We start from the raw sequence: 23540 nt of genomic DNA on the forward strand, positions 1-23540 counted from the left end.
CCCGGCCTTGAGCCGGGGCCCATCCCGAGATCATTCCACCGCCGCAAGGTCGATCGTTCGAACCACCTTGCGGCTGTTGCGCCATCTCAAGATGGGTCCCGGCTCAAGGCCGGGATGACACCGTGGGTGTGGCGGTATGGGTGGTTACAAAAATCGCCTGAATCCCCTATATCCGTCTCACACAGCAAGCCCACCGAGACCCATGACCAAGATCACTTTCGTCCAGCAGGACGGCGAACGCATCGAGACTGAGGCACAGAATGGCGCGACCGTGATGGAAACCGCCATCATGAATGCCGTCCCCGGCATTATTGCCGAATGTGGCGGTGCCTGCACCTGCGCCACCTGCCATGTCTATGTTGATGACGCCTGGACCGAGGTGGTCGGCGGCCCATCCAACATGGAAGAGGACATGCTAGACTTTGCCTTCGACGTGACGGCCAAGAGCCGGCTGAGCTGCCAGATCAAGGTCAGGGACGCACTGGACGGCCTCGTCGTGCATGTGCCGAGCCGACAGGGCTAGGATCGCTTCAAAGCAAAATTTTCTCCTCACGGGCCGCCGAAAGATTCTTTTGGCGGCTTTATTGTGTGGGCACGGGGCCCATTCCAAGCGCTGCCTGCCAAGGGAAATATAAAAGCGATTGGATTTCAACGCCTTGTTTGGGTGGGCCGGAATAGATTATTTTGCCAGCGTTCACCAACAGGGTTCCGATGGGTTACCTCAACACATTTCCGTTGAGCTACAAGGTACAGGGTCTGCGCATCGTCATCATCGGCGGTGGTGAAGAAGCCCTCAACAAGGTCCGGTTGATCACTAAGACTACTGCATCAGTAGTGATTATCTCCCGGCACATCGAACCCATCTTCGGCAGTTTCCACGTCACGCTCGCGGAGCGCGCCTTTGCCGCTTCCGACCTCGACGGCGCTGCCCTGGTTTTCGTTGCCGAGGAGAGTGACGATGCCGAGCTGGCCAAGGCCGAGGCGCGTGCGCGCGGCATTCCGCTCAATGTCGTGGACGTGCCCGCCGAGTGCGATTTCTACACGCCATCCATCGTTGATCGTGCGCCACTGACCATTGCCATTTCGACCGAGGGCGATGCACCCGTGCTGGCGCGGCTGGTGCGGGCGCGGATTGAAGCCATGCTGTCGCCGGGTCTGGGCAAAATAGCGCGCCTGGCCGGGCAGTTACGTAAAACTACTGAGGCCTTGATTCACGATGGTGCTAGCCGCCGGCGCTTCTATGAGAAGCTGGTAACCTCGCCAGAGATCGAGGCGGCCGAACAGGCGGGGCAGGGGTTTGAGGCTGCTTCAGCGTTGCTGAGCCAACATGTGTCGGGCACGGCTGAAGGCGTGGTCTGGCTGATCGGCGCGGGGCCGGGCTCGGAAGACCTTCTTACACTCCGCGCGCAGCGGCTGCTGCAGGAGGCCGATGTCATCGTGCATGACCAGCTGGTTCCCACGGTCGTGGTCGACATGGGCCGGCGCGATGCCGAGCGGATCGACGTGGGCAAGGCCAAGGGCCATCACAGTTTTAGCCAGGCGCAGATCAATACGCTGATCGTGCGGCTGGCCAGCGAGGGCAAGCGGGTGGCGCGGCTCAAGTCGGGCGATCCGATGATCTTCGGGCGTGCCGGCGAGGAAGTCGCGGCGCTGCGCAAGGCGGGGATTGGCTATCAGATCGTGCCGGGCATCAGCGCGGCGCTGGCGGCCGCTGCCGATACGGCGACGCCGGTGACGCTGCGCAAGGTATCGAGCGGCTTCATCATGGCGACGGCGCATGGGGCCGATGAAGGCGAGCTCAGCCACTGGGCGCAGTTGGCCCAGTCTGGCCTGACGCTGGCGCTCTATATGGGCAAGTCCATTGCCTCCGATGTCGCGGCGCGGCTGATCGCGCATGGCGCGCGGGCAGACTTGCCGGTCGGCATCGTGGTCAATGCGGGCCGGGCCGACAAATCCACCTATTCGGGCACGCTGAGCGCTCTGGCCATGGGCCAGGTCGAATTCAGCGATGGGCCCGCAATCATCTTCGTAGGCGAAGCCGTTGAGGCCGGTGACTGGGCGAATGCCGCCCAGCTTGCCGGCATGAGCTTCAAGGTAGCGTAGCAGCATGGAAATTCTGACTGGCAATGAATTGATATCGGGGGGGACGGTCTACCTCGATGCGCAGAACAGGTGGGTCGAAGACCTGCAGACCGCCCGGGTCTTTTCCAAGGAAGAGACGGCCGAGCGCGACGCCGCCATAGCCGCCACCAAGGCGACGGGCCGGATCGTCAGCGTCGAGATCGAGGAGGTTACCGCCGAGGCCGGTGTGCTGACGCCCAAGCGGCTGCGCGAGCGTATTCGCGCGGCGGGCCCGACGGCGCCGCTGACCCTCAACGGCCAGATTTACGACCGCCAGCACCTCGGGGAGGACGGCCATGTATCGATATGACGAATTCGACGCGGCCTTCGTCGCAGGTCGCACGGCGCAGTTTTCCGACCAGGTGAAGCGTCGCCTGTCGGGCGAGCTCAGCGAAGACCAGTTCCGCCCGCTGCGGCTGATGAACGGGCTCTACCTGCAGCTGCACGCCTATATGCTGCGCATTGCCGTGCCCTATGGCACGCTGTCATCGAAGCAGATGCGCATGTTTGCCCATATCGCGCGGACCTATGACCGCGGCTATGGCCATTTCACCACGCGGCAGAATATCCAGTTCAACTGGCCGCGGCTCAAGGATATTCCGGCGATCCTCGAAGAGCTGGCATCGGTGGAAATGCACGCCATCCAGACCTCGGGCAACTGCATCCGCAATGTCACGGCCGATCATTTTGCCGGCGCCGCCGCCGACGAGATCATCGACCCGCGCCCGATCGCCGAGATCCTGCGGCAATGGTCGAGCCTGCACCCCGAATTTTCCTACCTGCCGCGCAAGTTCAAGATCGCCGTGACCGGTGCGCCGAACGATCGTGCTGCCATCCGCTTCCACGATATCGGCTTGCAGGCGGCGACCAATGCGGCGGGCGATATTGGCTGGGAAGTCTGGGTCGGCGGTGGTCTGGGCCGTACGCCGATGATCGGCAAGCTGATCAACAGCTTCGTGCCCAATGCGCATCTGCTGGCCTATCTCGAAAGCATCATGCGCGTTTACAACCGCTATGGTCGTCGGGACAACAAGTACAAGGCCCGCATCAAGATCCTGGTGCATGAGGAGGGCCTCGAGACCATCAAGGGCCAGGTCGAGGCCGAGTTTGCCGAAGTGCGCGGTGGCGTGCTGACGCTGCCGGAAGCCGAGGTCGATCGCATCACGGCCTATTTCGCGCCGCCGGTATTCAAGGCGCAGGGCGCGGCAAAGGTGGATGTGGCCTACGAGTCCATCATCGATCCGGCCTATGGCCGCTGGCTCGACAACAATATCAATTCCCATCGCGAGCCGGGCTATGCCTCGGTGACGATTTCGCTGAAGCCCGTCGGCGGTGCGCCGGGCGATGCGACCGACAAGCAGATGGACGATATTGCCGACATAGCCGAGCGCTATGGCCATGACGAGCTGCGGGTGACGCATGAGCAAAACCTGGTGCTGCCCCATGTCGCCATTGCCGATCTGCGGGCCGTCTATGACGGGCTGGTGGCGACGGGTGTGGCTGAGGGCAACAATGGGCTGATCACCGACATGATCTGCTGCCCGGGGCTCGATTTCTGCGCCTTGGCCAATGCCCGCTCGATCCCGATCGCGCAGGAAATCTCCAAGAAGTTCGCCGAGCCGGTGCGGCAGGCGGAAATCGGCGATCTCAAGATCAAGATTTCCGGCTGCATCAATGCCTGCGGGCATCACCATGTCGGCCATATCGGCATTCTTGGCGTCGAGAAGAAGGGCGGCGAGCTCTATCAGATCACGCTGGGTGGGGACGCCACCGAGAGTGCATCGGTGGGCAAGATCATCGGACCCGGCTTTGAAGCCAAGAATGTGCCCGGCGCCATTGAGACGCTGGTTGATACCTATATCGCCCGCCGCGAAAGCAAGGACGAGACCTTCATCCAAGCCTATCGGCGTCTGGGGGAAGCGCCGTTCAAGGAGGCCCTCTATGGCAATGCCTAAACTGGCGCCCGTCCCCGCAGCCCACGAAAAGCTGCGTGCGCTGGGCATTCTCGCGCTGAATGGCATGTTCGACGAAATGGATGCCGTCGGCGTGCTGCGCTACGCAGTCAGCGACGTGCTGCCGGGTGATCTGGCGATCGTCTCGTCCTTCGGCGCGGACTCGGCCGTGCTGCTGCATATCGTGGCGCAGGTCGACCCCAGCATGCCGGTCTATTTCCTCGAAACGGGCAAGCATTTTGCCGAGACGCTGGCCTATGTCGAGACGCTGAGGAAGCATCTCGGCCTGATCAATGTCCATGCCATCCACCCCAATCCGGATGACGTGAAGCGCTTCGATCCCAATGGCAATTTGTGGGAAACGGACCCGGACAGCTGCTGCCATATCCGCAAGACCGAGCCGCTGGAGCCGATCACCGAGCAGTATGGTGGCTGGGTCACGGGGCGGAAGCGCTTCCAGACCAAGGAACGCGGCGTGCTGCCGCATTTCGAGCTGACGAGCGATGATCGCATCAAGGTCAATCCCCTTGCCTATTTCAACGACGCCGATGTCAACGCCTACAAGGTCGAGCACGGCTTGCCCGAGCATCCGCTGTTCGCTAAGGGCTACAAGTCGATTGGCTGCGCGCCCTGCACCTCGGTGGTTGCCGAGGGCGAGGATCCGCGCGCCGGACGGTGGCGCGGCCTCAACAAGAAGGAATGCGGCATCCATTACGATTTCAGTGGAGCGATCGCCTCGCCTATGCAAGCTGCAAACAGACACAAGCTCTGGAAGGATGGCGGTTTCATCGCCGACCCATTCCACGAATGGACCGAAGAGAGCACGGTGGAGACGGCTGCATACAAACATGTGCCGTTGCCGGTGTTCCTCGAGCATCGCGACGAATTTCTCGCAAGCCAGCATCCGCTGGGCCTGCTGGTCGTGCCGGGCGACAATATCGAACAGGTCGAGGGCGATCTGGCGCGCTTTGCTTCGGTTGCCATCAAGTTCCCGGCCTTTTCGGACGGGCGCGGCTATTCGACGGCTCGCCTTTTGGGTGAGCGCTATAAATATGCCGGTGAAATCAGGGCGGTAGGCGATGTCCTGCAGGATCAGATTCCGCTGATGCGGCGCTGCGGCTTCAATGCATTCGTGGTGACGCATGAGCCGACCCGCGAGGCGCTGATCGAAAATCGCCTGCCGGAAGTGGCGCTGTTTTACCAGCCGGTCGGGGTCACCGAAGTGCCCGTCGGCACGCGCCCCTTCCTTCGCCGCGTCCACTGATGTAAGTGGACCGGACTAGTCAGGATTTCTGATCCATCCAGCTTGATCTGTGTCATGTCCGTTTCGGCGAGGATGGCGCAGGGAGACGTAATGGCCTTGGCGGCCCAAAGCAGAGTTTGAAATGAGCACTGAGATCACCACCGATGTTGTCGTTATTGGCGCCGGCCCCTGCGGGCTGTTTGCCGCCTTCGAACTCGGGCTGCTCGATCTCAAATGCCATTTCATCGACATTCTGGATCGCCCCGGCGGCCAGTGCGCCGAACTCTATCCGGAAAAGCCGATCTATGACATTCCGGGCTTCCCCATCGTCACCGGCCAGCAATTGACCGACAACCTGATGGCGCAGATTGCGCCGTTTGCGCCCGAGTTCCACTTCAACCGCATGGTCAATACCATCGAGAAGCAGGAAGACGGCTCGTTCCGCCTGGAAACCGATGCCGACGAGATTTTCCACACCAAGGTGGTGGTGATCGCGGCCGGCGGTGGCTCGTTCCAGCCCAAGCGCCCGCCGGTGGATGCCATCGAGCAGTTCGAGAACAAGTCGGTCTTTTATGCCGTGCGCAAGATGGACGACTTCCGCGATCAGGACGTGGTCATCGTCGGCGGTGGCGACTCGGCGCTCGACTGGACGCTCAACCTGCAGCCCATCGTGCGCACGCTGACGCTGGTGCACCGCCGCGATGCCTTCAAGGCAGCGCCGGCTTCGGTCAACAAGATGAAGGAGCTGGTCGGCGATGGGAAGATCAACTTCCAGCTCGGCCAGATTGCCAAGCTCGACGGCGAGAATGGCCAGATCAACCATGTGCACCTGACCACCGATGCCGGCGATCTCTCCATCCCGGCCACGCGCCTGCTGCCCTTTTTTGGTCTCACCATGAAGCTGGGTCCGGTGGCCGACTGGGGCCTCGAGCTCAATGACAATACGATCAAGGTCGACACGGAAAAGTTCGAGACCTCGGTGCCCGGCATTTTCGCCATTGGCGACATCAACTGGTATCCGGGCAAGCTCAAGCTGATCCTCTCCGGCTTCCACGAAGCCGCGCTGATGGCCCAGGCCGCCAAGGCGATTGTCTCCCCTGGAGAGCGGGTGGTGTTCCAGTACACGACCAGCTCCACCAAGCTGCAGAAGAAGCTGGGCGTCGCCTAAGCCTTATTGACTGGGGCTCTTCCCTTGCGGGAAGGGCCCGTGGCGCGGTAGGACAGCCGCGTTGTTGAGGAATACTGCCCATGATGATCCACGTCACCGACCAGACCGGCCAGGAGCACGCTCTCGAGGGCCTTGAGGGCTGGCGCGTGATGGAAGTGATCCGCGACTGGGGCCTCGACATCAAGGCCGAATGCGGTGGCGCGATGAGCTGTGCCACCTGCCATGTCTATGTCGATCCGGCCTGGACCGACGCCGTCGGCGCGCCGAGCGACGAGGAAGAGGACATGCTCGACAGCGTCGGCGACGTGAAGTCCAATTCGCGCCTTTCCTGCCAGATTCTCTGCAGCGACGCGCTGGATGGGCTCAAGCTCACCCTTGCAGCAAGTGCGTCCAAGGACGCCTAGCTCGCCTTTCCCGCATCTGCGGTGACATTGACCAGTTCGGGGATGAAATCCCGGACCGTGGGCTGGTTGAGCACGGCAAAGGGCAGGGGGCGGGTGACGCGCATGGCGGCGATGCCGACGCGGACCGTCATCAAACCATTGACCACGCCTTCGCCCAGCCGGGCTGACAGCTTTGCAGCAAGGCCCTGGCCGACCAGTTGCTCGACAATGCCATCGGTCAGCACCAGGCCGCCGGTGACGGCGAGATGGGCGAGCACTGCGCCAGTGAGCCGGAAGAAGCCGAAGAGGCCCGGGCGAGCGCCGTAGAGCGCGGCAATGGCTCCGGCGAGGCGGATGCTCTCGTAAATGACGAAGGCGACATCCACCAGCGCACGGGGCGAAACGGCGGTGACCAGTGCTACGCGGCGGGCCGAGGCGGCGGTCAGGATCTTGGCGCGGGCGTCAAGTGAGGCCATCAGGCTGCGTTCGGAGAGGGCGATGATTTCATTGCCGTCGAAGAGATGGGGCAGGTTTTCTGCCATCTGCTGGCGCGCGCGGGCCAGGTCGGGCCGGCTGGCATAGATGCCGGCGAGACTATCAGCGACCTTCCGTGCCCCATGCGCATCATTGCCGGCATGGGCCAGTTCGGCGTCGCGACGCAGCGCGTCAAGCACGCGCAGGCGGCGCAGGGCGAAGGCTTCGCGTGTGGCGATGGCGATCATGGCCAGGATAAAAAGCGCGAGGACGCCAAGGCCGAGATAGCCGAGCCATGCATTGGTGGCGAAAAGATCGCGGATCAGCCGGTCGGCCGCAAGGCCCAAGCCTGCAGAGACGAGAATGCCGCCCGTGGTCCAGGCGAGCCGGCCAATCCAGCCGAGGCGGCGGGGTGGTGACACGACGAGGCTCTCGTCCATGGCAGCCTCGAAGCGGGCCTCCTCGATCTCGACCTTGGCCGGCGCGAAGGCGCGGGGGACACGGAAGGTTTCCTCGGCTTCGCTCATCGTAGCGGTCGGGCGGGCGATGGGGCGTTTCATGCGAGCCAGTCTCCGATCAGATAGTCGAGAGCGCGGTCGAAGCGGATATGGGGCAGGACGACATCGCCATTGGCATTGCGGTCGAGCTTTTGCGGCGGGGTGAAGCGCAGGAAATTGAGCGCGACGGGATTGCCGTCTTCGAACAGGGAATCTGGCCGCTCCGGCAAGTCACCGGGAAACAGAGCGATTTCGGTCTTGCCGTCATAGGTGACCTTGTCCAGCACTTCGCCGGCGATGGGCGTGCCTATCAGGGTCGGCAGGCTCTCGCCGCCCTCACTGATACTGCCCTCGCGGGTGGCGCGGATGCCGGCTATGGCCATGGAGCGGGCTTCGGCGCCGGCGAAGCGGGCGCGCTTGCCGGCATTGGCGACAAGGCGGTTGAGAATGGCCTCCAGCCGGTCATGGCTGGTATGATGCACATGATCGGCCTTGGTGGCGGCAAAGAGGATCCGGTCGATCTTGCGCACGAAGGGACGGAGCAGGGGATTGGTCTCGCCCTGACGGAAGCAGGCGAGCACGGCGGTGAGGGCCGTTTCGAGATCGGCCACGGCGGCCGGTCCGGCATTGAGCGCGCGCAGCGTATCGACCAGCACGATCTGGCGGTCAAGGCGGGCGAAGTGCTCGCGGAAGAAGGGGCGGACCACCTGGTCCTTGTAAGCCTCATAGCGCCCTTCCAGCATGGCATAGAGGCTGGTGTTGCGCACGGCCTGCCGCTGATCAGGCAGGGGCGCGAAGGTCAGGGCTGGCGAGCCTTCGAGATCACCGGGCAGCAGGAAGCGTCCCGGCGGAAGCGTCGACATGGCGCCGTGCTCGCGGCTTCGGCGCAGATAGTCGGTGAAGGCCGTGGCCAGCCGCTCGGCATCGAGGTCATTGGCGTCCTTGAGCGGATCCACGGTTTCGAGGAGCTTGAGGAAGGGCGCGGCATCCTGGTGCGAACCGGGCCGGTCGGCACGGTCCAGTGCCTCGGCGCTCCATTCGGCAAAACTCAGGCCCAGCAGGGGCAGGTCGAGCAGCCATTCGCCGGGATAGTCGACGATGTCGAGGTTGAGCGTCGACGGTCCGGTCATGCCGGAATACCAGTGTTTGGACTGGTATTTCAGCACGACGCGGAGTTGCGAGATGCGCCGCGTGCTTTCCGGCCAGGTCGGGGTCTTGCCGGTGAGCGCCGCCAGATGCTGTTCATAGGCAAAGCGGGGAATGGTGGCATCGGGATATTCGGCGAGCTTTGCGCCGATAAATCGCCCTTCGGCGAGGGGCGCAAAGCCGGGCATGCGGCCGCCGGTGAGAAGGTTATGCACGAGGGCGGTGATGAAAATGGTCTTGCCGGCACGGCTGAGGCCGGTGACGCCGAGCCGCAGGGTGGGCGTAAAGGCGCCCGTGGCAGCGTCGGCCAGATTGCTGAGGGCTATGCCCAGTTCGTCGACAATGGTCGTGGGAGGATTGGGCACGCGTCACTCTCTTGCTTTGCCTCGCAAGATAGGGATTTGCGGGGAGGGTTCAATGGCCAAGCGGGTTGATCGAAACTCGGTGGTCCCACACCCACGGTGTCATCCCGGCCGTGAGCCGGGACCCATCCCGAGATCTATGTCTTGCCGCAAGGTGGTTCGTTCGAGCGACCTGGCGGCTGCGGCGCCCTCTCGGGATGGGCCCCGGCTCAAGGCCGGGGTGACACCGCGTTTGGGGAGGCATTGTGCAAACCCTGAGAGGGGAGCCCCTAGTCTTCCCTCGTGCCGATCTTGGCCGTGTCATAGGGCGTGGTCTGGTAGATTTCGTTGATCCAGTTCTGGAACAGCAGGTGCGCATGGCTGCGCCAGCGGTTTTCCGGCGTGGCGCTGGTGTCGCCATTGGGGAAGAGGTTGGCGGGCGGGGCGGTGTCGAGGCCGGCGTTGACGTCGCGCTCGTATTCATCGGCCAGCGAGCGGTTGTCATATTCGAGGTGATTGAGGAAATGCACCGCGCGGTGCTTTTCGTCGCCCAGCATGGAGACGCCGATCTCGGCATTGTCGATCAGCACTTCGAGGTCGGCACCGAGCGTCGTGCGGTCGATGTCATTGTAGCGCGACACCGGGATCATCGGGCTGTCGGAGAAGCCGCGGAGGAAGGGCGAGCGCGGGTTGACCACATTGTGGCGGAAGACGCCGAAGGCCTTTTCGCCCATGCGATAGCGCTGCGCGCCGTGGAAATGGTGCAACGCTGCCTGGGCGCCCCAGCAGATGAACATGGTGTGGTGAACGTTGGTCTGCGTCCAGTTCATGATTTCCACCATCTCATTCCAATAGCGCACCTCTTCGAAGGGGATATTGGCGATCGGCGCACCGGTGACGATGAAGCCGTCGAACTTTTGTTCGCGGACGTCCTCCCAGGTCTTGTAGAAGGTGTTGAGGTATTCTTCGGACGTGTTCTTGGACTGGTGCTCGGTGACGCGCACCAGCGTCAGTTCGACCTGCAGCGGCGTCGAGCCGATCAGGCGGGTGAACTGGGTTTCGGTGCGCTCCTTGTTGGGCATCAGGTTCAGCAGGCCGATGGAGAGCGGGCGGATGTCCTGCCGCGCGGCGCGCGTTGAATCCATCACATAGACGCCCTCGTCTTCGAGGGTCTTGCGGGCGGGCAGGTTGTCTGGAATTCGGATAGGCATATCAGCCTCTTGAGAGGTTTTGATTGAGAAGTGATTCAGGCTGCGCGTCCCTCGTGAGGGCGCGCTAGCGCATTCGCTTCTCGATCGCGGCGGCCATGAGATCGATGAACTCGTCGCCGTCGCGGACGGTCGCCAGGTCCGAGGCTTCCACCACATAGCCGAAATTGTCGGCCAGTTGCTGGTAGCGGGGCAGGCGGTCATGCAGCAGGGCCTCAAAGCCCCAGGCGCCGAAGCCGGCCGGGTCGACATCCTTGTCGTCCAGCGTGCCGTGGATCAATTTGTACTCGGCCCATTTCTCGACGAGGAAGGGTGGACGGTAATACATGGGTTTGGGCGACTTCCGGAAGCGCTTGACCAGCTCCACGGCGTCCTTTTCCGTGCCGCGGATATAGAGCAGCATGGTGGAGGCGGCGAGCGTCTTGATCACCGGATCGTCCGGGTCGGTCGGGTCGATGACCTCGATCAGCGAACCGCCGGTGTCGGCGATGAAATCGTCATAGCCATAGAGCGCCTTGGCGCGCTCGATGAAATGGGGCACGTCCTTGAGTGCGGCGATCTCGGCGATGCGGTGCTGCTCCTGACGGCGCTGATATTCGACGAGCGGCAGGCCGCCCTTGTCGGGATTGCCCGGCGTGCCGAGATAGGTCGAGAGCGGATCGAGATTGTCGAAGGTGATGTTGGACGAGATGTAGATCGAGTCCGAGCGCAGCAGTTCCGCGAGGAACGGCAGCTTCATCGCTTCGCGCTTGAAATTGTCGACGATCGCTTCGCCCATGTAGCGCGTGCCGATGCGATAATCGGCCGAATAGTGAAACCACTTGCTGGCGCGCAGCATGTTAGAGAGGCGCGTCTTGCCGACGCCGGCCATGCCGAAGACGGTCACAGCGCGGCGCGGCGCTTTCACGAACTCATCGGCACTCGAAAACAGCATGGAAGGCCCCGGTCTTGCGGCTTCTGCATTACCGGAAGCGCCTGCTGATCACAAGCGCCCGGCAGAATCTGCCGCAGGCCCGGACTCAATTGCCGATCTCTCGCCACATTTGCCCGTGTGGCAGGGGAATAACTAAACAAATTCAACGGTTAGCCGACTTGGCATTGCGTTTGCATTGATCTGGGCGAACGCGTCCAGGACGCAAGTGAGTTTTACGGAGTATCAGATGGGCATTTATGGTGCGCTTTCCAGTGCGGTGACCGGTCTTCGGGCCCAGTCGCATGCGCTGGAGAATATCTCGGGTAACATCGCCAATTCCCAGACCACGGGTTACAAGCGCATCGAGACCGATTTTCTCGATCTCATCCCCGATGCTCCTGTCCGCCGTCAGGTGCCCGGCGCCGTGCTGGCGCAGTCGCGTGGCACCAATGGTGAAGCGGGCGATATCAAGACGGTTTCCAACGAGACCTATATCGCGCTGAACTCGAACGGCTTCTTCGTGGTCGAGCCCAAGGTCGGCCAGTCGGACGGCAATTCGGTTTTCGCCGGCACCAATTTCTATACCCGCCGCGGCGACTTCGAAATTGACAAGGACGGCTACCTGGTCAATGGCGCGGGCTATTACCTCAAGGGCCTGCCGATTGATCCGGGCACGGGCAATATTTCGGGTTCGGTGCCTGAAGTCATCAAGCTGTCGAACGCCTTCCTGCCGGCGCAGCAGACCAATCGCATCAACTACCAGGCCAACCTGCCGCAGCTTCCCAAGCCGAGCAATTACAAGGCGACAGTGCCCAATAGCGAACTGTTCCGCGCGGCTGACTATGATCCGGCCGCGACCTTCACCCCGGCGCAGTCCGTGTCGAATGCCGCATGGCCGACCGATGTCGATGATCTTGCCGGCGATACGCTGACCGTCACCATGGGCGGTGCGCCCTTCACCTATCATTTCGTTGATGGCGGCACGATCCCGACGGACAATGCCACCAACCGCTACATCAATATCGCTGTTGCGCCCAATGACTCGATTGGCGGCGTGCTGACCAATATCCAGAGCCACATGAATGGCCGTACCAATGGTTCGGGCTCGACGGTTGCGCTGGACGGCACGGGTCGCCTGGTTGTGACCATGCCCGCAAATTCGGGTGTCGCGCTGGCGGTTTCGGGAACGGACGGGGCGACGGCGACGCCGACAGCCGTGGCCTTCACCGACTCCGCGCCGGTCAGCTCGGTACCCTATGGTTCGCCGATCGAGACGATCTCGGCCAACCAGAACACCCAGTTCCTGTCCAACTCGATCTCGGGCGGCGCCATCACGGTCTATGCCGAGAACGGCGCTCCGGCGAACGTGCAGATGCGCTGGGCCAAGGTTTCCAGCACCGCCACCGGTGGCGCCGACGTCTGGCACCTCTACTACATGTCCAACAGCAATGCCGCCAACGGCGATCCGATGTGGACGCGCGTTCCGGAGAACTTCCAGTTTGCTCCGAACGGCTCGCTGGCTTCGCCCACCAATGGCGCGACGACGCTGTCGAACCTGACCGTCAATGGCGTGTCGATCGGCGACGTCGAATTCCGCTATGACACCAATGGCCTCAGCCAGTTCGCTGACGTCAACGGCACGGCCAATGTGTCGACGCTCAACCAGAATGGTTATGGCGCCGGTGAATTCGTTTCGGTTGCCATCAATGACAATGGCCGCGTCGTCGCCACCTATTCGAACGGCGAGCGCATCGACATGGCCCAGGTGGTGACGGCGGAATTCAACGCCATCAACCAGCTCAAGCGTCTCGATGGCGGCGTGTTCACCTCGACCTCGGAGTCGGGCGAGGCCATCCTCGACCTGTCCGGCTCGGGCATCCTGGGTGGATCGCTGGAAGCTTCCAATACCGATATCTCTGATGAGTTCACCAAGCTCATCGTCACCCAGCAGGCCTATGCCGCGGGCACCCGCATCGTCTCGACAGCCGACGAGATGCTGCAGGAAGCCCTCAACATGATCCGCTGAGGTCTTAGCCAAGTCAGTAGGCTCGGCGCCGCGGGCGCCGGGCAGAGTGAGAAAGGGCGTATCAAATGGGTTTGACAGCTTCGCTGAATAACGCGGTGAGCGGCTTGCGCATCAACCAGGATGGCCTGTCCATCCTGTCGCGCAACGTCGCCAATGCCGGTACGCCCGGCTACCACAAACAGTCGCTCAACGTCGTCGACTACAATTCCCAGACCGGCAGCTATGCCCGCACCATGGGCGCCAACCGCGCCTTCAATGCGAGCCTGCAGGCCTATTACAATCGTCAGGTCTCGGACACCGCCAGCTCGTCGGTGCAGGCGAGCTTCCTCGACCGGCTACAGGGCTTCATGGGCAAACCCGGCTCGGCCGGCTCGCTCGATACGCTCTACGGCAATCTCAAGACGTCGATGCAGACGCTGGCGACGAGCCCTGACGACTATACCGCCCGCGCCGGTGCCCTGGGCTCGGCGCAGACCATGGCGGAAACGCTCAATCGCCTGTCGTCCAATATCCAGACCATGCGTCAGGAAACCGAGAGCCAGATGGCCTCGAGCGTCAACGAGCTCAATGGCATGGTGACTTCGCTCAGCGAGGTCAATGCGCGCATGCTCGATCTCGGCATGACCGACAGTGCCCGCGCGGCCTTGCAGGACCAGCGCGACCGCCTGGTTGCCGGCATCGGCGAAAAGATCGACATCCAGGCTGACTATCGCGCCAATGGCACGGTGGCGCTGATGACCCGTTCGGGCGTCGGCATTCTCGACAATGGCGCCTCGATGTTCAGCTTCGAAAGTGCGGGCACGCTTGATGCGACGTCCACTTTCGATGCCGATCCGAGCAAGACGCGCGTCGGCAAGCTGATGATGACCACGCCGTCCGGCCTGACGCTGGACCTGATCCAGCAGGGTGTGCTGCAGGGCGGTGAACTGGCCGGGCTGGTGACGCTGCGCGACAAGACGCTGGTCGAGGCGCAGGAACAGCTCGACGAGATTGCTTCGGGCCTGGCGCTGGCCTTTTCAACCGTGCAGACCGCGGGCACGCCGATCACCGGTGGCTATGAGGCCAATGCCGGTGGCATGTCGCCGGGCAATTCCATGGAACTCAAGGTCAAGGTCAACGGGGTCGAGCAGACCATCAAGCTGGTCAACACGACCCAGACCGACCTCGACTATCGCGATGCCAGCGGCGCGCGCGTGCTGGGCATCAACTTCAACAACGGTGCTACCGATGCTGACCGGGCGGCCAATGCCTCGGCGCAGTTGCAGACCCTGTTTGCGACCTCGACCAATACCGAGCCGGCGCTCAATGTCTCGGTCAATGCCTCGGGCGGCGTGCTGCAGTTCACCGGCAATGGCACGACCGATGTTTCGGGCCTCACCAAGCTGGCCTCGGCCACAGGCGTGCAGGGCGAACTGGCCGTTCCGCTGTTCGTCGACAACGGCAGCCAGATCTATACCAACAATCTCGACGGCACCCCGCCGCAGAAGCTCGGCTTTGCGGCGCGTATCAGCATCAATGGTGCGGTGGTCGCCGACAACCGGCTGCTGGTGCAGTCGCAGCCGGGTCAGACGCTGGGCGATTCATCGCGCGCCGACTATCTGATCAAGCAGCTCGACAGCCTGCAGTTCGTGTCCGGCGATGGCCCCGTGGGGGCCAGCGACAAGTTTCCGCTGACGGGGAACCTCGGCAATATCATCTCGCAGGTGATCAATTTCCAGGGCAGCACGGTCAATACCGCGCTGACCAAGCTCAGCGACCGACAGTTGACCCTTGATACGCTGACCGACCAGATGAGCAGCGAATACGGCGTCAATGTCGACGAGGAGATGGCACGGCTGCTGGAACTTCAGAATGCCTATGCCGCCAATGCCCGTGTCGTGTCGATCGTCAAGGAATTGATCGACACCCTGTTTGCCTCGACTTGAGGGGAGTGAACTGAAATGATCGTCAACAAGTCCATGTACCCCCTGCAGACCAGCTTCGGTGTCATCTCGAAGATGCAGGACAAGTTCGCGCAGCTGCAGATGCAGCTTGGCACGGGCGAGAAGGCCTCAAAACTCTCCGAGATGGGCCGCGATCTGCCTCTGTCGCTGTCGGTGCGCCAGCGCCTCAACACGATCGATGGCTATTCGAGCAATATCGACACGGTCAACCTGCGCCTGACCTTCCTCGACAATTCGCTGACCCGCTTCGACAAGATCGAGGGCGAGGCGCGCAATGCCTCGGTCCCCGGCCAGTATGGCACCGGCGGCATCAACATGGCGACTTCGCCCGGCCTGTCGCATGCCCGGTTCGACGAAATCGTCACCATGCTCAACGAGGATGTGGCGGGGCGCTATCTCTTTGGCGGCAAGATCACCGACAAGGCGCCGCTGCCCACCACCGACGTGCTGCTCAAGGGCGCCAATGGCAAGGGTGGCTATGAAAGCGCGGTTGACGTGCGCCGTGGCGCCGATGGCGTCAACGATGCCTATACCGCAGCGACCGGCGAAGCACCCGGCCGCCTGACCCTCAACGGCGCCGCCGATACGGTGACCCTGGGCGAAGACGGCACGACGGCCCATCCGTTCGGCTTCAAGCTTTCCACCTATTCCACCACGGCCGCCAATACCGCCGTCGTCTTCACGCCGTCACCGACGACAGATGCCACCAAGTCAGTCGCCATCCAGTTCACCGCCCAGCCCGAGAGCGGCAATAGCATCAGCATCGGCCTGACCATGCCTGACGGCACGGAGACCCAGGTCAAGCTGACGGCGACGACGGAGAGCCCGGCGCCCAACGGCTCCTTCACCATCGGCGCGACGCCGGAAGAGACCGCCACCAATTTCCAGGCGGCGCTCGGCGCCTCGCTCGAACGCACCGCCAAGACCGACCTCAAGGCCGCTTCGGTCTTTGCTGCCGCCAATGACTTCTTCCACGAAAGCGGCGTGCCGCGCATTGCCGAGGCCGGCGCCAAGCCGCAGGCCCTGGTCGATGCGTCGGACACCTATGTGCAGTGGTATTCGGGTTCGGTGACCGCCACGGGCGAAAATCCGCGCCAGTCGATCTCCACCGCCATCGATGATGCCTCGCGCGTCAACTATGGCATGCAGGCCAATGAAAGCGGCTTCCTGCGTCTGGTTCGCTCGCAGGCTGCCATGGCCGTCTCTTCCTACAAGTCGGAAGAGCAGGTCCGGGCCGACCTCGACGGCGTGCGTGTCGCTGCCATGGCGCAGCCGGAAGGCGCGGCACGCGACAGCGCCCTTGCCGCCTATGAGACGCAGGTTCAGGACGCCTATCGGCTCTCCACCGGCTTTTTCGACGGCATGGCCACGCGCCAGCAGGCCGAACTGTCGGAGGCGCACAATTCGGAAGCTGGCTCGATCGAAATCATCACCATGGATGTCGGCATTGCCCGCAAGTCGCTGGAAAATGCAACCGAGCGCCACACGTCCTACCAGTCGCAACTGCTCGATTTGCTGAGCGACGTGGAAACCATCGACAAGGAGCAGGTCGCCATGGAGATCCTGGCGCTGCAGACGCGTCTCACGGCCAGCTATCAGACGACATCCATGGTCAGCCAGCTAAGCCTCGTGAACTTCATCTAGCTCGTCCGAGCCTCACGAAAACAAAATCCCCGCGCAAGCGGGGATTTTTGTTTTGGGGCAGGGGCCATTCGGCTCCAGCCGTCATGGCATTCTCACATAATTCGGCGCCACTGCCGGATTGCCTTCGGCAGCCCAAAAACGACAAAGGCCCCTTCTGGGGCCCGTTGCGTGCAGTGCTGCAGGCCTGTTCTCAGGCCGCGCTACGAAGACCAATCGCCAGCTGGCGGTTGATGTTGATCAGCGTGTCGAGCCGCGTCGGAGCGTTGGGCTCGTCAAGGATCTCGCGCGTCTCGTTGAGGATATAGATGCCGAGATTGGCGATGTTCTGGCGGAGGTTCGCCGGCATCGGGTTCTCTTCGCGGGTCGCGGAGGTCACGAAGATGGTCCAGAGTTTACGGTTGAACGTCAGGGTCTCGCGGAGGACGTCGAAATCGACCGGCCAGGTGTCGCGAACGGCCTGAAGCGATGCTGCCGATTTCATCAGGAGAGCCGCTTCACGCTCCCGCGGGGTTTCAACCGTCTTGGTGGTCCGCTGGTATGCTGCTGCGCCGTGTTGATGCATGTTCAAACAGGTCCTGCTCGTGCTGGATCAGCTCTTTGGCTGCCTTCAAAGCCTTATAGAGATCGCCTGTTAAGATGTAGTTATTGATCCGGTCAGCAATTGATAAAGTGCTGGGGGCAGCCGCGACGAAGTCATTGACAAGGCTGAAATATTCTTCCCGCAGCGTCGAGATGTCGTTGTCGATGTACATCAGTTGCACCGCCAGGTAGACGCGCTTGCCGGGCGTGTCCGCTTTCTCGGGCGTGAGGATGTCCTTTTCACGCAAAACGGGGGCCGTGCCTTCGATGAAAAGGCGCGAGCGCTGGTCCGAATTGGTGATGATGCACTGGCCCACCAGAAGCTTTTCGCCGGGCTTGAGTTCGACCTTCAGCGCCAATCGCATCTCCTCGAATCTATGAGTTATTCAGAATAGCGCCTTTTGTGGCGCTTTGTCGTCGGGGTGGGGACAAAGAAAAAGGCGGGCCCGAGAGCCCGCCTTGCTATTCTTGTAGAACCGGTCCGATTAACGGAGCAGCTGCAGCACGTTCTGGTCGGCCGTGTTGGCCATCGACAGGGTCGAGGAGGCCAGCGACTGACGGGTCTGGAGAGCCATCATGTTGGCAGCTTCCTGGTTCATGTCGGCCAGGGTGAGGTTGCCAGCACCGGTTTCCAGCGTGTTGATCATCTTCTGCGTGAAGTCCTGGCGGTTCTGAACAGCCGACAGGTTCGAGCCGAAGGCGGACGACTGGTCACGGACCGAACCCAGAGCGGATTTGATCTGGGAGATAAAGCCGTCGATGCCAGCGTCGCTGTCCAGGTCAGCAGCGTTCAGCGAGGTCTCAACACCGAGGTTAGCGGAGTTGATGGTCTTGCCTTCCTTGGCCTGAACGTCGATCGAGGACGTGCCGGTTTCGTTGAAGGTGATCGACAGGTTGTCGCCACGCAGCAGGTTGATACCGTTGAACGAAGCGTCATCCGACAGCTTGTCCAGCTGGTCACGCAGCTCGTTGTACTGAGCGGCGAGGTCGGCGCGGACGGTGTTGCCATCGATCGAGCCGGCGGTAACAGACGTCGCACCTGCAACGTTGAGGTCACCGGTCGACAGGTTTTCGATACGCAGCTTGCCGTTATCGTTCGAGGCGCGAACTGCACCTTCGAGCGTGCCACCGTCTGCAGCAGCCGTGTTGATGGCTTCAACAGCTTCGTCCAGGTTCATGCCGGCAACGTCGATAGCGATCGGCGTACCGCCAGTGATGGCCTGGCCGGTTGCACCACCAACAAACGACACGGTCGAACCGGCCGCAAATTCATTGTCGGTGTTGAGGGTAACGGCAAAGGATTCAGTCTGGAACGACTTGTCCTGGCGAGCCTGACGCAGGGTCGACTGCATGGACTCGAGGTTCTTGGTGATTGCAGTCAGACCATTGTCAGCGGCTTCGATCGTCTTGATGCCGTTGTTCATCGAGTCCATCAACTGGTTCAGATCGCCGGCGCGGCTGTTAAGCGAGCTGGCGGTGAAGAAGTTGGTCGGGTTGTCGAGTGCCGAGTTGACCTTGTTACCGGTCGACAGGCGGTTCGACGTATTGGACATCAGGTTCGCGGTGTTTTGCAGCGAGCTGAGGTTCGAGCGGACCGACTTGGAGAGATTGATATCTACCATTTTCAAGTTCCCTTTCTAGGATACCCGTGTGTGACGCCTCTTTCTGAGACTGGCCGCAGATTGCTCGATGCCTTATAAAAGTTCTTAAATCCGATCTCGCAGTTTGTTCGAAAATTCGACTAATATTGCGATGCTAAAATACGGTCGTGTAACAAGAAAAAGCGCAAATAAAAACGCCCGCAACCTGGGCTGCGGGCGTCAGTACATTGGGCTCATGGTGCAATCACACCTGAAGATCTTTAAGTCGCATTTGCATCGACTCCGGAATATCGCTGGCGCCAATCCGGGCGTAGAGTTCGCCCAGGGATTGTGGAGTAGGGGTGAGCGCGCCGGACAGGACGGCGGCGGCGAATGTCGTGCCACTGCTGGGCGGCTCGTATTCGGCCTTGGCCTGTTCCTTGACCTCGGGCTGGGTCTGCGGCTGAGGCTGAGGGGGGCGCTGATACTGGATCTGGGCGGCTGCAGCTTCGACCGGCTTCGGCGGGGCGACGGGAGCAGCTTCCACCGGGCGGTTTTGCGGCCGCACGGATTCATTCAGACTTGTTGACCCGATCGGGTTCGGCATCATTGATGTCAACATGGCGGTCGTGTCCTTCTGTACACGCTTTGACCAAGGACACTACAGTAATACTCGTTGTCTGGAGCTTTCTTCTTTGAGTCGCAGTTAATTCAAAATAATTACAAGTTTTTACAAAGCTCTATTAACCGCCAGACCGCGGGCGGAAGCCGCCGGATCGCTGACCATGGCCCCGGAACGCCCATAGGCCTTGGCCTTGTTCTGCTGGCCCACCGTCTTGGCGACATCTGTAAGTAGATCTTCGGTCACCATGCGGGCCGTGGCCAGAACGCGGAGGTTCTCGGCCATCTGCGTTGCCAGGCGGTCGTGGCCTCGGCGAAGGCGTTCAATGGCCGCTGGTGCCTGGGTTTTGAGCCGCTCGCCCTGGCGCTGGACCGAGCGGGCAAAGCCTACGTAGTCTTGCGCAAGTCTTGTCTTGTCCGGCGTCAGAATACTTGCCTGACGAAGATGACCGGCGCGCAATAGTGTTGTTTCTTCGTTCATCACGTTGACGAGGGCTGCGAGGGCGACTTCGGCCATCTGGCACAGCTCGTCGGCGGGCAGGTTGTCGAGGGCGGCGAGGCGAGCGGCTGCGGTCATTTGAAGGCTCCCGGCATTTTGTTCTGGTTGTTGGCTGCCTCCTGCATGGCCAGCAGGTCGGGCAGCAATTGTTCGGCAATGCCGAGGCCGCCGTTTTGGGCCATGTTGGCGGCGATCTGTTCGGATTGCATGGAGCGCCAGGTCTCTTCGCCGAAGCCGCCGCCCATGACGCTCTCATCGGTCTTGATCGAGGAGAAGAGTTCCTTGGTCAGCGTGTTGAGAAAGACGCCTTCCAGTTCTTCGGCCTGCGAGCGCACCTTTTCGTACTGGGCGGTGGTCAGGGTCGATCCGGGCTTTCGCATGGGTGTCTGGATATCCATCACAGCACCTCGATCTCGGCCTGGAGGGCGCCGGTGGCCTTGATCGCCTGGAGGATGGAGATCAGGTCACGCGGCGAGATGCCTAGGGCGTTGAGGCCATCGACCAGTTCCTGAAGAGTCACCGTCTCCTTGACCACGGCGAGGGCGGTCTCTGAGAGATTGGCATTGAGTGTGGTGTTTGCCTCTGCGGCGGTCACGCCATTGCTGAGCGGCGCCGGTTGCACGATGGTCGGATCCTCGGCAATGGTGACCGTCAGGTTGGACTGGGCGACGGCAACGCTCGAGACGCGCACATCCTTGCCCATGACGATGATGCCGGAGTTTTCGTCGATGACGATCTTGGCCGGCTGGTCGGTTTCGATCATCAACTGTTCGATGTCGGTCAGCAGGTCGACGATATTGCCATTAAAGCCCGGGGGCAGGGTGACGCGCACAGTTGCCGGGTCTTCCGGCGTCGCGGTCGGGGCGCCGATGAAGTCGTTGACGGCCAGAGCGATGCGGCGCGAGGTGGTGAGGTCGGGATTGCGCAGGGCAAGGCGCAGCGAGGTCTGTGCGCCCAGATGGAATTCGATCTCGCGCTCGATCAGCGCGCCCGAGGAAATGCGGCCGGTGGTCGGCACGCCCGAGATGATGCTGGCTGCGTCGCCCTCGGCCTTGAAGCCGTTGATATTCACTGGGCCCTGGGCAATGGCATAGACTTCGCCATCGGCGCCGAGCAAGGGAGTGACCAGCAGCGTGCCGCCCTGGAGACTATCGCTGTCGCCCATGGCGGCCACCGAAACGTCGATGCGCGAACCCTGTACGCCGAAGGGCGGCAAGTTGGCGGTGACCATGACGGCGGCAACATTTGCCGTGCGGACATTCTCGCCGGCGGTGTTGACGCCAAGGCGTTCCAGCATCGACTGCAGCGACTGGCGGGTGAAAGGAGAATTGTTGAGACTATCGCCCGTGCCATTGAGACCGACCACCAAGCCATAGCCCACCAGCTGGTTCTCGCGGATACCTTCGAAGTCGACGATGTCCTTGATGCGCGCGGCAGCGGCATTGGCTTCCGCAATCGGCAGCAGCGCCATGGTCATGGCGAAACTGGCGGCAATCAGCTTGCGCAGCGTTGATCTGATCATCAGGCATCCCCGTCGTCTGGTCCCGCCATCCCCATGGCGCGACAATCGTGAAGGGTACTGCGAAAACCGTGCCAGTTCGGTCTTTTGGAATTAGTGCGCTGATTTCAAAGGAGAATTTCTAACCGGCGGTGAAGGTGGCAATCCGACTGGATCGCTGCTAAGCAATTCTTGCCGGGCATGTTAATGCCTTGTTAAGGGCTGGCGGCAGATTTTGCCGCATACGCCTTGCAAATGATTTGAGTCTCAGCTTGCGCATCGACACCACAAATCGCACTTCTGGCACCGGCCGCAGTTCTGCTGCGGGTCGCTCCGGCTCGGGCGCAGATTTCGTGCCGGCCGGTGGCGCAGCTCCGTCCAGGGTTGCGACGGCCATGCCGATGCAGGCGATGACCGGCATTGACTCCATCCTGGCGCTGCAGGCGGTCGACGAGCCGCTCACTGCCAAGAAGAAGGCGGTCAAGCGCGGCGTGAGCCTGCTCGACATGTTGGAAGACATGCGCGCCGATCTGCTGATCGGACAGGTCAGCGTTAGCCGGCTTGATGGCATGGCGACGATGCTTTCCCAGTTGCGGGAAACGTCGGTTCCCGGTCTCGACAGCTTGCTCGATGACATCGAACTGCGCGTTCGAGTTGAACTGGCCAAGTTCGGGCGTTTTCCGGCCATCTGACTGTCGGTCATCAAATTGTTGTCAAACATCAGCTATGCGCCTGACGCGTTGGGGCTTTTCCACATTAAGCAGGCTGCATCTGTTTGCTTGCGGGGGGATGGCTAGACGCTTATATAGGCGCCCTTAGGGGCGCATGGGAGATGAGTCTGCTGATGTCTTCGGTTGCAGAAGTGATTGAATACCGGCCCAGTGACGACGAGCCGTTCATGAATCCGCGGCAGCGGGAATATTTCCGGGGCAAGCTCAACGCGTGGAAGGATGACATCCTCCGTGAGAGCCGCGAGACCCTCGAGAACCTTCAGGAAGAAAGCCAGAACCATCCGGACATGGCCGATCGCGCCAGCTCGGAAAGCGATCGGTCGCTGGAACTGCGCACGCGGGATCGTCAGCGCAAGCTGATTTCCAAGATCGACGCAGCCCTGAAGCGGATCGATGACGGGACCTACGGCTATTGCGAGGAGACCGGCGATCCGATCGGCCTGGCGCGACTCGATGCCCGCCCGATCGCCACGCTGAGCCTCGAGGCGCAGGAAATGCACGAGCGCCGCGAAAAGGTATACCGGGACGAATAGTCCCGCAGAATTCAAAAGGCCCGCAGCGATGCGGGCCTTTTTGTTTGGGGAGGGATGATGTGAACAAAGCTGCGCGCAATGAGCGTCGCAAGATCACCGCGACTTATACCAATGCTGTCGCCTCAGCGACTATTGCGGTTGGTATTCAGGCTCCTCTAGCCGCAATGTTTTACGGGGCGCATCTTCCACGGTGGGCGGCCTGAACTTTGTGTCGGGGTTCGTGGTTTGCATTGTGGCGAGCCTGGGCTTACATTGGCTGGCAAGGCGGTTTTAGAAAGGGGTCGAAGAATGATGGACCTGAACTTTCTTGTGGCCTTGGCAATCATTCCTGTCGGGTCACTTATCGTAGGTATCGCGGCCTATTTGATGGCCCGTGGCGACGAAGCGCAGGCGAAGGCCGAGCGGCTTCGGCAGAACCATTCCTGATCTTGAGTGAACAG

The 23540-nt window shown here is 61.7% G+C and carries 24 protein-coding genes; 13 read left to right on the forward strand and 11 right to left on the reverse strand.

Features of this window, described 5'->3' with window-relative positions:
* Positions 1-202 precede the first annotated feature (202 nt).
* The 7 genes from P0Y65_04475 (at position 203) to P0Y65_04505 (ending at position 6888) form a co-directional block, all read left to right on the forward strand.
* A complete protein-coding gene (locus P0Y65_04475; protein WEK05518.1) occupies positions 203-523 on the forward strand; it encodes a 2Fe-2S iron-sulfur cluster-binding protein in 321 nt (106 codons plus the stop codon).
* A gap of 188 nt (positions 524-711) precedes the next feature.
* Positions 712-2103: a siroheme synthase CysG gene (gene cysG, locus P0Y65_04480; protein ID WEK05519.1), complete on the forward strand. Its 1392-nt coding sequence runs from the start codon at positions 712-714 to the stop codon at positions 2101-2103.
* 4 nt (positions 2104-2107) lie between these two features.
* Positions 2108-2431, forward strand: coding sequence for a DUF2849 domain-containing protein (locus tag P0Y65_04485; protein ID WEK05520.1), 324 nt, complete (start codon positions 2108-2110; stop codon positions 2429-2431).
* Positions 2418-4076 carry a nitrite/sulfite reductase gene (locus P0Y65_04490; GenBank protein WEK05521.1) on the forward strand — a complete coding sequence of 553 codons (1659 nt, stop codon included), beginning with the start codon at positions 2418-2420 and terminating at the stop codon, positions 4074-4076. Before P0Y65_04485 ends, P0Y65_04490 begins: the two co-directional genes overlap by 14 nt.
* Positions 4063-5337 (forward strand): phosphoadenylyl-sulfate reductase, encoded by a 1275-nt coding sequence (locus P0Y65_04495; GenBank protein WEK05522.1) that lies wholly within the window; start codon positions 4063-4065, stop codon positions 5335-5337. Before P0Y65_04490 ends, P0Y65_04495 begins: the two co-directional genes overlap by 14 nt.
* A 121-nt stretch (positions 5338-5458) precedes the next feature.
* The gene (locus tag P0Y65_04500; GenBank protein ID WEK05523.1) at positions 5459-6484 is read left to right on the forward strand and encodes an NAD(P)/FAD-dependent oxidoreductase; all 1026 of its coding nucleotides are present in this window, start codon (positions 5459-5461) and stop codon (positions 6482-6484) included.
* A gap of 80 nt (positions 6485-6564) precedes the next feature.
* The gene (locus P0Y65_04505; protein ID WEK05524.1) at positions 6565-6888 is read left to right on the forward strand and encodes a 2Fe-2S iron-sulfur cluster-binding protein; all 324 of its coding nucleotides are present in this window, start codon (positions 6565-6567) and stop codon (positions 6886-6888) included.
* Here the strand turns inward: P0Y65_04505 and P0Y65_04510 are convergent.
* The 4 genes from P0Y65_04510 to P0Y65_04525 form a co-directional block, all read right to left on the reverse strand.
* Positions 6885-7901, reverse strand: a complete 1017-nt coding sequence (locus P0Y65_04510; GenBank protein ID WEK05525.1) for a TIGR01620 family protein — start codon at positions 7899-7901, stop codon at positions 6885-6887. The genes P0Y65_04505 and P0Y65_04510 overlap by 4 nt on opposite strands.
* Complete coding sequence (locus tag P0Y65_04515) at positions 7898-9349, reverse strand: YcjX family protein (protein ID WEK05526.1); 1452 nt, start codon at positions 9347-9349, stop codon at positions 7898-7900. The genes P0Y65_04510 and P0Y65_04515 overlap by 4 nt, the downstream gene beginning before the upstream one ends.
* A gap of 266 nt (positions 9350-9615) precedes the next feature.
* On the reverse strand, positions 9616-10536 hold the full coding sequence (gene metA, locus P0Y65_04520) for a homoserine O-succinyltransferase (protein ID WEK05527.1): 921 nt from the start codon (positions 10534-10536) through the stop codon (positions 9616-9618).
* A gap of 64 nt (positions 10537-10600) precedes the next feature.
* Positions 10601-11467 carry an ATPase gene (locus tag P0Y65_04525; GenBank protein WEK05528.1) on the reverse strand — a complete coding sequence of 289 codons (867 nt, stop codon included), beginning with the start codon at positions 11465-11467 and terminating at the stop codon, positions 10601-10603.
* A gap of 226 nt (positions 11468-11693) precedes the next feature.
* On the opposite strand from P0Y65_04525, the gene P0Y65_04530 reads away from it, so the two are divergent.
* The 3 genes from P0Y65_04530 (at position 11694) to P0Y65_04540 (ending at position 17059) form a co-directional block, all read left to right on the forward strand.
* The gene (locus P0Y65_04530) at positions 11694-13472 is read left to right on the forward strand and encodes a flagellar hook-basal body complex protein (GenBank protein WEK05529.1); all 1779 of its coding nucleotides are present in this window, start codon (positions 11694-11696) and stop codon (positions 13470-13472) included.
* Positions 13473-13537: 65 nt separating this feature from the next.
* Positions 13538-15397, forward strand: coding sequence for a flagellar hook-associated protein FlgK (flgK, locus tag P0Y65_04535; protein WEK05530.1), 1860 nt, complete (start codon positions 13538-13540; stop codon positions 15395-15397).
* Positions 15398-15412: 15 nt separating this feature from the next.
* Entirely contained in the window at positions 15413-17059 is a 1647-nt protein-coding gene (locus P0Y65_04540) for a hypothetical protein (GenBank protein ID WEK05531.1), read from the forward strand.
* A 190-nt stretch (positions 17060-17249) separates the two neighbouring features.
* On the opposite strand, the gene flaF is transcribed toward P0Y65_04540, so the two are convergent.
* The 7 genes from flaF to P0Y65_04575 form a co-directional block, all read right to left on the reverse strand.
* Positions 17250-17621, reverse strand: coding sequence for a flagellar biosynthesis regulator FlaF (flaF, locus tag P0Y65_04545; protein ID WEK05532.1), 372 nt, complete (start codon positions 17619-17621; stop codon positions 17250-17252).
* Complete coding sequence (gene flbT, locus P0Y65_04550) at positions 17572-17997, reverse strand: flagellar biosynthesis repressor FlbT (GenBank protein ID WEK05533.1); 426 nt, start codon at positions 17995-17997, stop codon at positions 17572-17574. Before flbT ends, flaF begins: the two co-directional genes overlap by 50 nt.
* 126 nt (positions 17998-18123) lie before the next feature.
* Positions 18124-19260: a flagellin gene (locus P0Y65_04555; protein WEK05534.1), complete on the reverse strand. Its 1137-nt coding sequence runs from the start codon at positions 19258-19260 to the stop codon at positions 18124-18126.
* A gap of 223 nt (positions 19261-19483) precedes the next feature.
* Positions 19484-19786: a hypothetical protein gene (locus P0Y65_04560; protein ID WEK05535.1), complete on the reverse strand. Its 303-nt coding sequence runs from the start codon at positions 19784-19786 to the stop codon at positions 19484-19486.
* A 162-nt stretch (positions 19787-19948) separates the two neighbouring features.
* Positions 19949-20416 carry a flagellar protein FlgN gene (locus P0Y65_04565; protein WEK05536.1) on the reverse strand — a complete coding sequence of 156 codons (468 nt, stop codon included), beginning with the start codon at positions 20414-20416 and terminating at the stop codon, positions 19949-19951.
* Positions 20413-20736 (reverse strand): rod-binding protein, encoded by a 324-nt coding sequence (locus tag P0Y65_04570; protein ID WEK05537.1) that lies wholly within the window; start codon positions 20734-20736, stop codon positions 20413-20415. Before P0Y65_04570 ends, P0Y65_04565 begins: the two co-directional genes overlap by 4 nt.
* Positions 20736-21815, reverse strand: a complete 1080-nt coding sequence (locus tag P0Y65_04575; protein ID WEK06728.1) for a flagellar basal body P-ring protein FlgI — start codon at positions 21813-21815, stop codon at positions 20736-20738. Before P0Y65_04575 ends, P0Y65_04570 begins: the two co-directional genes overlap by 1 nt.
* 293 nt (positions 21816-22108) lie before the next feature.
* Between P0Y65_04575 and P0Y65_04580 the strand changes: the two genes are divergently transcribed.
* From P0Y65_04580 to P0Y65_04590, 3 genes are all read left to right on the forward strand, one after another.
* Positions 22109-22528, forward strand: a complete 420-nt coding sequence (locus P0Y65_04580; protein WEK05538.1) for a flagellar assembly protein FliX — start codon at positions 22109-22111, stop codon at positions 22526-22528.
* A 152-nt stretch (positions 22529-22680) separates the two neighbouring features.
* Positions 22681-23100 (forward strand): RNA polymerase-binding protein DksA, encoded by a 420-nt coding sequence (dksA, locus tag P0Y65_04585; GenBank protein WEK05539.1) that lies wholly within the window; start codon positions 22681-22683, stop codon positions 23098-23100.
* A gap of 288 nt (positions 23101-23388) precedes the next feature.
* Positions 23389-23526, forward strand: a complete 138-nt coding sequence (locus tag P0Y65_04590; protein WEK05540.1) for a hypothetical protein — start codon at positions 23389-23391, stop codon at positions 23524-23526.
* Positions 23527-23540: the final 14 nt, after the last annotated feature.

The organism is Candidatus Devosia phytovorans, assembly GCA_029202405.1.
GTDB classification, from domain to species: domain Bacteria; phylum Pseudomonadota; class Alphaproteobacteria; order Rhizobiales; family Devosiaceae; genus Devosia; species Devosia phytovorans.